Raw genomic sequence first — 12,546 nt, 5'->3', positions numbered from 1 at the left:
TTAGTTTTTTACCAAACGTTCGGTTTATTATTAACTTGTTTTTAACACTAAAACATTATTCTTCTAAAAATATTGACCTATTCCGAATACGAAACCATTAGTAGCATCTTCCGTAACTCCATATCCATAATCGATTCTAAAAATCGCATTAAAAATTCGCTTATGCATAAAACGTAACCCTACACCTGGATAGACTCTAAAATTTTGAGTATCTCCAAAATCTCCAAAATCTCCTCCAGGATTTCGCCAACTTCCACCATCGACAAAAACATTACTTTGTAATACAAACCAGTCTTTATCCATCAACGTATGCCTATACTCTGTATTGAGAACTATGACTCCAGTACCCCTATCAATGGTATTACCAACTCCTCTAATATTCAAATTGTTATCCACCGCAAATGGCGCAAAAGGAGATTCATCATTACTAGCCAATCCTACACGTAATCTCGATGCCCAGTTTCCTTTTTTACCAATTCTGTGATAATACATAAAATCGTTCCATCCTATTAAAAAGTCAGGGAGCACCTCTTCTGTACTGATTACATATTGAAAATTCGCAACGCTTCTAAATCCAGAAACATATTGGAAATAAAAATCTAAGTTATTGTATTCATAAATTCCTTTGAAAAGTAATTTATTTACGTCAAAATCTAAGGGAACATCTGGTGCTGTTGCTCCAGTTCTATATGTATAATCTTCATTAAAATAGTTAACACCTAATTCAATCCTATTTTGAAAATTAAACTGGTATAATCCTAACAATTCATAGGAAGTGTTGTTATATTTATAATCTGCGGTGCCATTGTCTAAAAACACAGGCTCTTGTGTAGTGAGACTTTGATAATTAAATGCTAAACCAAACTTTTTACTAAATAAAAAAGGGGCTCTTATATTCACCCCAAACGAACTATAAATATCATCTTGATAGAAACCTCCCAAAGCCACATTTTGCCCAAACAAATTAAATTCATACAATCCCACTCTAAAGGCAAATTCATCGTTGTTAGTGGTATATACATTAGCGCTAGGAATGATCGTAAAATTTTCTTCTACTCCATAAACCACCTTATAACCGTTTTCCTTTTTATGTACCTGATAATAGGCATGCGCAATGCTTGGCAATCGTTTTAATCGTTTGATATCTTCTTCTATTTGAATAGAATCTAGCACATCACCTTCTCGAATAGAGTTCAATTTTGCAATGGCTCTTGTTTTTGTTTTTTTATTTCCCTGAATAACGATTTCGGAAATTACATTTTCCTGAGCGTAGCCTAAACAACAAAAACAAAAGGTTATGAAGACAAGGGTAAGTCTTATTCGCATTTAGTTGTAAATATTTGAAGCAATTTCCTAACAAAGGTACGTCTTATTACACTGCAAATCAAAAATATTGGCCAATTCCAAAGGTAATTCCGTTGGTTGCATCATTTCCAATTCCGTAACCGTAATCTAATCTAAAAACTGCATTAAAAATTCGTTTATGTATGAGTCGTATTCCTGCTCCAGGATAAAACCGTAAGGTACTACCATCTACCAGTTCTACTAAATCTCCTCCAGGATTTCTCCATGTTCCGGTATCTATAAAAACATTACTTTGCACTACAAACCATCCTTTTTCGTATAAGGTATGCCGATATTCTGTATTTAATACAATTGCAGCAGTACCTCTATCAATCGTATTTCCAGCCCCTCGTATGTTTAATTGATTATCTACTGCAAAAGGAGCAAAAGGGGTATCATCATTCGATGCATATGCTAATCTTAGACGATTTGCCCAGTTCCCGCGTTTTCCGATTCTTCTGAAATATTCAAAATCATTTCTTCCAATAAAAAAATCATCCAACAAACCTTCTCCACCAGTTACAAAACGGAAATCCAATAGACTTCTAAAACCAGAAACATACTGATAATCGATATCAATATCGTTATATTCATATTCTCCTCTGTACGCAATTTTATTAGCAGAAAGACGGGTTGGAATTTCGGAAGGCAAATCTCCTTCTATAAAATCATATTCTTCTTTAGAAATATTAACACCAACCTCAGCTCGGTTATGAAAATCAAACTCATATAAAAAGTTCAATTCAAACGCTTTTGTATCAAACTTATAATTGATGGTATTATTATTTTCTAGAAAAATAGGTTCTTGAGAAACAAGATTTTTGTAATTAATACCTATCCCAAATTTATTTGTAAATAGATATGGTGCTTCCCAATAACCTCCATAGGAATCAAAAACATCTCGCTGATAGAAACCTCCAAAAATTTGATTTCTTCCAAATAGGTTGAATTCGAAAAGTGAAACTCTATACGCAAATTCTCCATTATTGTCTGTAGCAATACTTAAACCAGGAATAATGGTGAAATTTTCTTCAATAGCATACGTAATTTGATATCCGGAATCTCGATTTTGCTTCACTACAACTTCTGCATTTGCTACACCAGGAAGTCTTTTCAATCTCTCGATATCTGTTGCTACTCGTAAAGAATCATAGGTAGATCCTGGTTTTACTTTTACCAATTTCCTAATAAAGGATTCCTTGGTTCTTTTTAAACCGGTAATTTGTAATTCTGAGACAACAGCTTCTTGAGAAAAACTTCCGCAATAAGCAAAGAAAATCAGTGCTATTAAGATGTTCTTCATAACATTTTTTATCATCGTAGACGCAAAATATGTTATGATCTTACAGGAAAATCTAAATAAAATTAAGGTTGAAATTCTTTTTGTATCAAAAGGTTCACCCAATTGTCTTCACTAACACCCATCAGTGTAAAATTATAAGAGCTTATAGCTTCTAACGGTAGTGGTGTTCCCATGGTGATATTAAGCACTACATTTTCAGTTTTGTAATACTGAAATTGTTTTTCGAAAGTATAAGTTCCCGAAAGTAGTTCGTTATCACTATCGGAAACCACCTGAAAATAGATAGCATTATCATCAAACACCCCATCTTGCCAAGAAAATACTGGCATGCTTTCTGTTGCCAAATCAATATTTACTTCACTTGTAAATTCAGTTGGTTTCGTCTTATGCTTTAATCGAATTGGATTCGATAAGTGTAGTTTTCCTTCTTCAAAAAAAGTTATAACTACCCATTTTTCTTCATCTGTATTCCTAGTAAACTTTCGAAGGTAGCCATTAAAAAAATCCGTCGATTCTATGAGTATTCTTTGGTAATTACTATAATCGTTTTTATCTACATCGATATTAGAGGTTTCATAATATCTAATATCAGTTGCTTCGGGTCTCGGATAAACGTAAGCAATGATACTATTTTCATCAGATTCAGATCCAGAAGCACATGCAATAACATTATCTACTTCTATATCATTAGAACTTACTAACGTTGCTAAAGAAGTATTTAATGCTATCGTATTTTCATCACTGTTGCACGCATATAAAACGCAACATAGAAGACATACGATATAATTGTTTTTACTCATCTTTATACAACTCCTGAATTAGCTTTTCTGATGGTTTGTTTTGTATAGTAAACCTATTATTCTCTTCTCCTCCTACCTTTTCATGATTGTGATACCATTTCCATAAAAAACCACCAGCAAACCAAGGTTCTTTCCAAAACTCTGCATACAATGCAGTTAATGCATTGTTCTGACCTTGCAGATCTATATTTCCTTGTACTCTGTTTGAATCCCAAGGTTCTTTTCCTGTAAAATGTACACTTCGGTATCCATATTCTGTAAACAGTACAGGCTTTTTCACCTCAACTTGTACATTTTCTATCTTACTTTTATGCACTTGCCAACCTTTTCTTAATTCTTCTACAGTTGGTGTTTTACTTTCTGAAACTGGAAAATATGCATCAATCCCAATGTAATCTAACTGATCCCAAAAAGGTACTTTAGCAAACTGATCCCAATTCTCTGCATAGGTTAGCTTTCCTTTGTAGACTTCTTTGATTTTTTGAATCAATTGATTCCAATACTCCGGTCTTTTCTGTACAAAACTGTGTAATTCGGTACCTATACATAACACAGGAACTTTAAGTTCCTCTGCTAATTGAGCATACAACATAATAAATGCTTCATATGAGTTCTGCAAGGTTTTCCAGTCTTCTTCGGAATCCATAGAAATATTACCTGTAAACTCTCCTCTCCATACCCAAATCTGTGGTTTTAGCATTACTTTGATTCCTCGCTGATTTAGCAATTCAATCGTACGCTTTGCTCCATCCGCTCTTTCTCCCCACCATTGTCTCTCTATATTAAAAACTACTGTTGGTTCTTTCAGGTTTTTCACAAACCCAAAGGGCATCACTGCAGCCCAATTTGCATTTACACTTACTACAGGTTCTATATGTGTTTCATCAATCTGATCAGGTGAGGCTACAAAACTTATCCCGTTCATTTTTGGTTCCTGTCCAGAACAGCTACTAAAAAAAACGAAAATCAGCGGCATAAAAAGATGTCTCATATCAATTTTTTATACCGCTGAAAATACAATATTATCTTAGAAAACCGCTCTTAACCCAATGTTAAAAGTTTCTCCTAAACCTGTTCTATCTCCTCTAACAAAATTAGTATATAAGGCTTCTATATTCAGTTCTTTTGTCAATTGATACTTAGCACCTCCACCTAGTGCAGTAAAATTCTGATCAAAATCATTCCCTAAATCAATCAATTCTGAATGCTGAGCTAATGCTAATACTGTAAATTTAGAACTTGGAAAATAACTAAAAAATACTCCAGGCGTTAAACGTAAACTATCATTAGCAAAACTATCTTCCTCATCTCCAAAATTTAACTCAGAATTCAATTCTCCAAAAATCTGAAATTTGTTTCCAGGAAATGTATAGTCGTAAAAGAAACGGTTTTGCCAAATAAATCCATTTTGATCAAGGAAAACACCATCTTCAGTTTCATTATCCACTAGCGGAATAAAAAATGAACTTTGAATAGAAAAGTTATTTACATTCTTAAGAGGTACAAATTTTACCGATGGTGCAATAGATGTTAATCCTGATCTTGCAGAACCTCTTTCTCCATCAAATTTAAAGACATCCAAAGCATCTCTTCCTCCAACAGCATTTGATCTAAATTCTAAAATAGCACCAATATTCCATCTTTTATTATTTCCAATTCCTGTGTAAGCTTCTAAAGTACTTGTAAAGAAAGTATTTCTAGGAATGTCTCTTTCTTCTCCGTTAGGTCCGAAAAGATCTTTAGTTTCCGTATATAGGTTATTAAACCACTTAATATCATACTGACCTTTCCCGATTAATTTAGAGGGTGTTAATGTTTGAATTACCGAACCCTGATCATCATCATCCTGTGCAAAAGCAAAAGAAACGGTTAATAAGAGACAGAAAGCGGTTATAATGTTTTTAGTAAATTTCATGATTACAATAGGTTATTAAAAATTAGTTTAGGTTATTATTAGATGTTAACCTTATATTATGATTTGTTATTTAATGATATTTAGAGACCAGTTATATGGATAGTAAGAGATTCTCGCATTTGAAGGGATCTTTTCTTTTCTAAACTGATTTACGTAATCAATTTCGGATCCGTTCTGAGTAAAATCACCTTTATACCACTCGAAAATTTGAGAAAGCTGTACTTTCTTACCTTTTACTTTTATAAAGTTTGGATTGTTTAATGCTATCGTGGTCTGGCGTTGTAATTGTTTATCTAATAAAGCTGGTGTATACGCTTCTGATATTATTGGAGGACATCCTAACCCTGCACAAACTAATGCAAAATGGAAACGGGCTTCTTTTGGGAAATTTTTACGTAGTATCTTATTCTCCAAATCATTTAGCGTAGTTTCCTTACCTGCTAACGTATATTTAGTTTTATCAAAAAACCCTTTAATCTTTAGTGGAGACTTTGTTGGGAAATTATTTACTATTCCTTTTATAACAGATAAGTTGTACCCATTAATATAAAATGCCTGAAAGGTTTTTGGATCACTTTTAGAAACACTTATAGTAGCCGCCATATCTAATAGCTCATTAAGAGTCTCTGGATTACTTTTTATTGTCTTATAATCTACTCTACCATCTGTAACATGCTTTTTAAAAAAGGCATCAGATTTAGTAAAGAATTCCTTTGTACTTTGAGAAAAACTATTCGTTATAGTTAATAATGTTAGTATATAAAGTATTTTTTTCATGACTATTTTTTTTACTTCTTACATATGAAGTTGTGTTTACATTTAAGTTTATAATTTACCTTGGTAACGGGCATTGAGTCGAAGCCTTTCTGAGCTACTTACAAATTATTTTCAAAAAACCATTCGGAAAGTGCACTTGTGTTTTGTGAAGTAAATGCCGTTCGAATTCAAAAAGAAAACTTACAAAACCTCAGCTTTTTAGATTAATTCTAAATTATTGAAGCTGTTTAAGTTCTTATATTTATATACGACTTACGCACAGAAGCTTCATTTTAAGAACTAGAATTAAAATCAACTAACATAAAACTCTATGGAACATATTGCAATAATCGGCAACGGAATTTCTGGTGTGACAGCTGCAAGACACATCCGGAAAATGTCTGATAAAAAGATTACCCTGATCTCTGGTGAGACGGATTATTTTTTCTCCCGTACAGCTCTTATGTATATATACATGGGACATATGAAATTTGAACATACACAACCCTATGAAAACTGGTTTTGGGAGAAAAATAGAATAGAACTAAAGAAAGGATTTGTTTCTAAAGTAGATCATGAAAATAGTCAATTAATCTTCGAAAACGGAGAGAATCTGCAATATGATAAGCTCATCATAGCTACGGGATCCAAACCAAATAAATTTGGATGGCCTGGTCAAGATCTGGATGGAGTAATGGGAATGTATCATAAACAAGACTTAGAAAATCTGGAAAAATATGCTCCTAATAAAACAGTTTGTAAAAGAGCCGTCATCGTTGGTGGTGGACTTATTGGAATTGAATTAGCCGAAATGCTAAATTCCAGAGGTATTCCAGTAACGTTCTTAGTTAGAGAAGATAGCTTTTGGAATGGTGTGCTTCCTGCAGGAGAGAGTGGAATGATTAATAGACATATCAAGAATCATCATATTGATCTTCGTTTAGGTGTAAATCTGAAAGAAATAAAGGCTGATGATCATGGAAAAGTAAAATCTATTGTAATACAAGAAACTGGTGAGGAAATTGAGTGCAATGTTGTTGGTTTAACGGCTGGAGTATCTCCAAACGTAGATTTTTTGAAAGATTCTGGTATAGAACTAGGAAGAGGTGTAAAAGTGAATCGTTTTTTGGAAACTAGCATTCCAAACATATACGCTATAGGTGATTGTGCAGAACAGCATGAAGCTATTGGAAATAGAAGGCCAATCGAAGCTGTATGGTATACCGGTAGAATGATGGGTGAAACTGTGGCGCAAACCATATGTGGAAACAAGTTAGAATACAAACCAGGACATTGGTTTAATAGCGCAAAATTTTTAGATATCGAATACCAAACTTATGGATGGGTATTTGGTAGACCCAAAGAATATGAAGCACAATTTCATTGGATACATGAAAGTGATACCAAATGTGTAACTGTGTCTTATCATAAAGAAACGAGAGAGTTTTTAGGAATTAACACTTTTGGAATTCGCATGCGCCATGAAGTATTCGATCGATGGCTAACAGAAAAACGAGATGTAGATTACATAATGGAACATCTTCCTGAAGCGAATTTTGACCCTGAATTTTACAAACATTTCGAAAAAGATATTTTAAACGCTTTTCAGAAGCAACAAACCGTAAACGCATAAATCATGGCAGTAGAAAGAAATATGGCTTTAACAGGACAACCACCTAAAAGCCTAAATACAATACAAAAGATCGGTGTTCTTATTGGAATGTCTGGACTTTTAATCCTATTATTAGCAACTTTTAATGTTAACCTACCGAATCAAGCATTATGGTTAACGGTATCCTTAGTGGCACTAACCACTGGTATTATTGTTTTTTCAAAAGGAGCTTACGATAAAAAATTGGAAGGAATAAAGAATGATGGAGTATGGTTTAAATCCATGTCTTCTCGTGGGGTTTTGGCTTGGATTGCAGGAGTATTCTTAACAGGTTTTTATATCGTTTTATATTTTTATGCAGAGCTTTTAGGTCTTGGGCAAGGTGCTGATGGAGCTAATACGGGATTGATTGGATTATTTGATCCCTTAAGTTATGCCCTAAAGAACGAAAAAGCGAGCGAATGGTTTGTATATGGAACTTTATATACCGTTGCAATCATTGCATTTGGGATCAAATTTATGATGAAATACAAACATAATCGCTACGAGCAATTACGTACAATTAGTGTAATGTTTTTTCAAACCGCATTTGCATTTGTAATCCCAGAATTAATGGCACGTTTAAATTCAGATGATTTTTCTTTGCCTTATAATGATATAAAATTAATGTGGCCATTAAATTATTATGCCTTTGATCAATGGAGAGTGGATCAGTTTATTAACGCACAAACGATTGGACTGTTCTTTTTAATACTTGCTGTACTAATGGTTTTTGTAATCTCTCCTTGGCTTACTTACAAATACGGAAAAAGATGGTATTGTTCTTGGGTATGTGGTTGTGGTGGATTAGCAGAAACTGCAGGTGATGCCTTCCGTCAGTTATCTGACAAAAGTGTTAAAGCATGGAAAATTGAACGCTGGTTGATTAATGCAGTACTTGTATTTGCTGTAATTTTTACAACAGCTGTAATCTCTACTTATCTTGGATATGATAGTACTAAATATTGGTTTACGAAAAATAGTTTCCTTATATCCTCTGGAGCGTTCTTAGTTATTGTATTTGCGGCAGTTGTGTATTGGAAACGTGACCAATTAAAAAAAGATGCTTTTATAGGAGCTACAGTATCTTTAGTTATCACCTTAGGGTTCTTTGTGTTATTAGCTTTTGTAGATATTAATAACATAAAAATTAACGCAAGTTATTTGTCTTTTGGGTTAAACACAAAAGAATATGGACTTGCTGATGGTTTGCGTAGTTTCTATGGCTTTGGTATTGGATCTATTTTCTCTGGTGTTATTGGAACTGGATTTTATCCAATACTCGGTAATAGAATATGGTGTCGCATGGGATGTCCTATGGCAGGAATTCTGGGAATTCAACAACGTCTTTTCTCTAAATTCAGAATCACAACCAATGGTGGTCAATGTATTTCTTGCGGAAACTGTTCTACCTATTGTGAACAAGGAATAGATGTTCGTGCGTATGCTCAGAAAGGTGAAAACATTGTACGATCTAGCTGCGTCGGATGTGGAATTTGTTCTGCAGTATGTCCGAGAGGAGTTTTGAAATTAGAAAATGATAGTTTAGAAGGTAGAATCAACTCTAACGATGTCTTATTAGGAAATGATGTTGATCTCATGAATTATGTAAATAATAAATAGTAATTATTACTAGTAGTCATAAAAAAACAGCCTATTATTTAGGCTGTTTTTTCGTTATGGTATTTTTTTGGTTTAGTCATTAAGCGCTCATTGTATGTGGAAAATAAAGATTAATTGTGGTTCCTTTATTATATTCACTTTCGATCTCTAAAACTCCATTCTGCTTTTCTACAAGTTTTTTAGCTATACTCAAACCAAATCCAGTTCCTTTTTCATTTTCTGTTCCTGCTGTAGAATTATTTTTATCTGTTGTGAATAGGCGAAATAGACTATCAGTATCCATACCTACTCCTTTATCTTCTATCGCTATTCGTATCTTACCTTCCATTTTTTCTGACTTTACAATGATATAGGAACCTCTATGAGAAAATTTAATCGCATTGGCTATTAAATTTCTCATTACAGTTTCCATCATAGCAGGGTTTATGGTAATTTTTAAATCTTCTGGAAGCTTATTAATAAGGCTGATTTGTTTACGTTTTCGTTTCATATCCGAAAACTTAAATACTTTATCTACAATCGTTGACACTTCTTTATCTTCTAGCAATACCTGAGATTGTTCTTTGTACATATGTCCCCATTCTAATAGATCCTCTAACAATTGGTTTCCTTTACTCGCAGATTCTTTGATCATTGCTTTGATCTTTGTCTTCTCCAGTTCATTTTCAGCTTGATCTACCATATCAATTAACCCTTCTAATTGATAAAATGGTGTTCTTAAATCGTGTCCAATAATTCTAAATAGATCATCCTTAGATTGGTTCATTTCTCTAAGCTTATCATTCTTTATACTAATTAGTCTGTTCGCTTCTTTCAACTCTCGAGATAGTTTTACCAAAATTCGTTGACAGAAAAAGGCCATTAATCCGCCACCACTTACGATAACTGCATAAAAAGCAAGCTGAACCAATGGAAGTTCTGGATATCGGAATGCACAAAAACCTATAAATATGAAATTAAAAACCAGTAATGAAATGATATGTCTAAAATGTACTAGCATACCTACCGCAAAAAGTAATAATGATACTATAACTTCAACTTTAAGAAAAAAAGATTCGATAGCAAACGCTGGATCATTAACTGCCCAGAACATGGTTGACATCATCAATAACACTACTGAATATACCGATGTACCTAATAAAGTTGATTTTCTGATATGAGATGTAATATATAATACCAAGGCAATGGACACAATAATAAGATTTACCACACCACGATAAAAATATAAACTCACTCCTCCGTTATAATACTCCGCTAATGCATCTAGAATTACTCCTGGCATTACGATAAAGAGGGTCGTAAATAAAACTTTATCAAATTTGAAAAGACTTTTGGTTTTTTGGGGCGAAACACTCATAATCTTCTAAATTTATTAGAAAGCCTTGATGATTGTGATAATATTACGACACTAATATAATGTGTTTATATTAAAAAACCAAATAAATTGTGTATTTCATCCTAATAAACATGTATTTCATCGATTAAATAAAAATAAAAATGTAAGAAATTTACTCTTAAAAACAAGCTCAAAATACTAATAAACAAACATTTACATTAAAAAACACATACATTTAAAGATGTGTCTTAATTTTTCATACAGTTTCATCTATAATTGAAAATCTCTTTTTTAATAAAACACCCAAATAAGAAAATATGAAAGTAAAATACACTATTTTAAAACATAACTCAGTATTACTAGTTTTGATTAGGCAAAATCTATTGAAATCAATAATATGAAAATTAATAAGCGTTTTTTAGATACTAAACTATGATTACTTATATGAAGAAATAGAAATTAGGCCACCATAGGGAAAGTGAGAATTACTTTTGTACCTTTTTCTAATTCGCTATTAATGGATAAAGAGCCCATTTGTTTTTCAACAAGCTTTTTTACAATTCCAAGTCCATAACCCGTACCTTGCTCGTTCGCCGTACCTGATGTCGATACCACTTGATCTTCTGAGAGTAATATTTTTAATTGATCAGAGCTAATTCCCACTCCTCTATCCTCTACAGAAATATCAACATAGTTATTTTTAATACTGCATTTAACGATGATGTTAGATTTTGGATGAGAAAACTTTATAGCATTACCTATTAAATTTCTAAAAACTGTTTCCATCATAGATGGACTAATTTTAAGCTTTATATTTTCTGGCAATTCATTGATCAGCTTAATTTCTTTGACACCACTTTTAACTTTAAAAAACTCAAAAGTTTTATCTACTACCTTAGCAATAGAAGTTTCTTCTAAACTAACTTGAGTAGTATCCATATTCTGTTTTCCCCAGTCTAATAAGTCTTCTAAAAGCTCACTTCCTTTGGTAGCAGATTCTTTAATTAAATTAGCATATTGCTGGCGTTCATTTTCATCTTTACTTTCTGTAATCAATTCTACCAATAGATTTAACTGATGAAAAGGTGTTTTAAGATCATGTCCAATAATTCTAAATAACTGATCTTTTGAAGCATTCATTTTTTTTAATTCGGCATTTTGCCGTTCTATCAAAATATTAGCTGCTTTTATTTTTTTGAAAAGTGATTGAACGAATTTCTTACCAGCATAAGCAATAAAACCACCTCCGGATACCAGCACTGCACAAAAGACAAATCTCCAAATTGAATAATCGCTACCATAGGTTAGCGCGCACATGACTATGAATATAATGTTGATTGTATTTAATACGAAAAGATGTTTAGAGTGAATCAGCGTTCCTGCAGCAAATATTACCGTAGCAAAAATCATCTGTACGTGAATAAAATTATATTCAAATGCAAAATTAGGATCAAAATAGGCTATTATAAATGTGTAATCGATAGCGAATCTTATTGTATAAAGCGAGATAACTATTAATTGTTTTTTACTAATCAAAGAGAACTTCAATACTACAATTCCCATGATCAAGATGAGCACATTAATGACATCTCTAAAAAAATACTGGCTTAACCCAGTGTTTAGATATTCCATATATCCATGAAGTGCAGTACCAGGTAATATAACAAAAAAGAAAGGAGCTAATATCCTGTCATATTTCTTTGTATTTATAAACCTTGATAAATTCCACTTCATAAATTTCCGCTAAAACTTCATTAACACAATGCAAATGTGTATTTTAATTTGTCGACAAATATACCTAAAACATCGACAAAAAGC

The 12,546-nt window shown here is 32.7% G+C and carries 10 protein-coding genes; 2 read left to right on the top strand and 8 right to left on the bottom strand.

Features of this window, described 5'->3' with window-relative positions; all coding sequences use genetic code 11:
- Nucleotides 1-63: 63 nt before the first annotated feature.
- From Q1B37_RS09475 to Q1B37_RS09450, 6 genes are all read right to left on the bottom strand, one after another.
- Complete coding sequence (locus Q1B37_RS09475) at nt 64-1,326, bottom strand: POTRA domain-containing protein (RefSeq protein ID WP_299898194.1); 1,263 nt, start codon at nt 1,324-1,326, stop codon at nt 64-66.
- A gap of 58 nt (nt 1,327-1,384) precedes the next feature.
- Nucleotides 1,385-2,647, bottom strand: coding sequence for a POTRA domain-containing protein (locus Q1B37_RS09470; protein WP_299898192.1), 1,263 nt, complete (start codon nt 2,645-2,647; stop codon nt 1,385-1,387).
- A gap of 62 nt (nt 2,648-2,709) precedes the next feature.
- Entirely contained in the window at nt 2,710-3,447 is a 738-nt protein-coding gene (locus Q1B37_RS09465) for a hypothetical protein (protein ID WP_299898191.1), read from the bottom strand.
- Nucleotides 3,440-4,438 (bottom strand): glycoside hydrolase, encoded by a 999-nt coding sequence (locus tag Q1B37_RS09460; RefSeq protein WP_299898189.1) that lies wholly within the window; start codon nt 4,436-4,438, stop codon nt 3,440-3,442. The genes Q1B37_RS09465 and Q1B37_RS09460 overlap by 8 nt, the downstream gene beginning before the upstream one ends.
- Nucleotides 4,439-4,474: 36 nt before the next feature.
- Nucleotides 4,475-5,362, bottom strand: a complete 888-nt coding sequence (locus tag Q1B37_RS09455; RefSeq protein ID WP_299605620.1) for a hypothetical protein — start codon at nt 5,360-5,362, stop codon at nt 4,475-4,477.
- 66 nt (nt 5,363-5,428) lie between these two features.
- Nucleotides 5,429-6,139, bottom strand: coding sequence for a DUF547 domain-containing protein (locus tag Q1B37_RS09450; protein WP_299898188.1), 711 nt, complete (start codon nt 6,137-6,139; stop codon nt 5,429-5,431).
- A 310-nt stretch (nt 6,140-6,449) separates the two neighbouring features.
- Here Q1B37_RS09450 and Q1B37_RS09445 point away from each other — a divergent pair, with 310 nt between their 5' ends.
- Nucleotides 6,450-7,751 (top strand): FAD/NAD(P)-binding oxidoreductase, encoded by a 1,302-nt coding sequence (locus Q1B37_RS09445; RefSeq protein ID WP_299898186.1) that lies wholly within the window; start codon nt 6,450-6,452, stop codon nt 7,749-7,751.
- Nucleotides 7,752-7,754: 3 nt separating this feature from the next.
- A complete protein-coding gene (locus Q1B37_RS09440) occupies nt 7,755-9,392 on the top strand; it encodes a 4Fe-4S dicluster domain-containing protein (RefSeq protein ID WP_299898184.1) in 1,638 nt (545 codons plus the stop codon).
- A gap of 79 nt (nt 9,393-9,471) precedes the next feature.
- Here the strand turns inward: Q1B37_RS09440 and Q1B37_RS09435 are convergent, their stop codons facing one another.
- Together Q1B37_RS09435 and Q1B37_RS09430 are read right to left on the bottom strand one after the other, a co-directional pair.
- A complete protein-coding gene (locus Q1B37_RS09435) occupies nt 9,472-10,749 on the bottom strand; it encodes a HAMP domain-containing sensor histidine kinase (RefSeq protein WP_299898182.1) in 1,278 nt (425 codons plus the stop codon).
- 438 nt (nt 10,750-11,187) lie between these two features.
- Complete coding sequence (locus Q1B37_RS09430; RefSeq protein WP_299898180.1) at nt 11,188-12,462, bottom strand: HAMP domain-containing sensor histidine kinase; 1,275 nt, start codon at nt 12,460-12,462, stop codon at nt 11,188-11,190.
- Nucleotides 12,463-12,546: the final 84 nt, after the last annotated feature.

The sequence above is a fragment of the uncultured Aquimarina sp. genome, from assembly GCF_947492965.1.
In the GTDB taxonomy this organism is placed as follows: Bacteria; Bacteroidota; Bacteroidia; order Flavobacteriales; family Flavobacteriaceae; genus Aquimarina.
The sequence above is the reverse complement of the archived record's forward strand: the minus strand, read 5'-3'. Positions and strand labels throughout refer to the sequence as shown.

Coding starts and splice junctions, on each gene's coding strand:
- Q1B37_RS09455 (WP_299605620.1), bottom strand. CDS start 5,362: ATGAAATTTACTAAAAACATTATAACCGCTTTCTGTCTCTTATTAACC.
- Q1B37_RS09435 (WP_299898182.1), bottom strand. CDS start 10,749: ATGAGTGTTTCGCCCCAAAAAACCAAAAGTCTTTTCAAATTTGATAAA.
- Q1B37_RS09430 (WP_299898180.1), bottom strand. CDS start 12,462: ATGAAGTGGAATTTATCAAGGTTTATAAATACAAAGAAATATGACAGG.
- Q1B37_RS09460 (WP_299898189.1), bottom strand. CDS start 4,438: ATGAGACATCTTTTTATGCCGCTGATTTTCGTTTTTTTTAGTAGCTGT.
- Q1B37_RS09440 (WP_299898184.1), top strand. CDS start 7,755: ATGGCAGTAGAAAGAAATATGGCTTTAACAGGACAACCACCTAAAAGC.
- Q1B37_RS09475 (WP_299898194.1), bottom strand. CDS start 1,326: ATGCGAATAAGACTTACCCTTGTCTTCATAACCTTTTGTTTTTGTTGT.
- Q1B37_RS09445 (WP_299898186.1), top strand. CDS start 6,450: ATGGAACATATTGCAATAATCGGCAACGGAATTTCTGGTGTGACAGCT.
- Q1B37_RS09470 (WP_299898192.1), bottom strand. CDS start 2,647: ATGAAGAACATCTTAATAGCACTGATTTTCTTTGCTTATTGCGGAAGT.
- Q1B37_RS09450 (WP_299898188.1), bottom strand. CDS start 6,139: ATGAAAAAAATACTTTATATACTAACATTATTAACTATAACGAATAGT.
- Q1B37_RS09465 (WP_299898191.1), bottom strand. CDS start 3,447: ATGAGTAAAAACAATTATATCGTATGTCTTCTATGTTGCGTTTTATAT.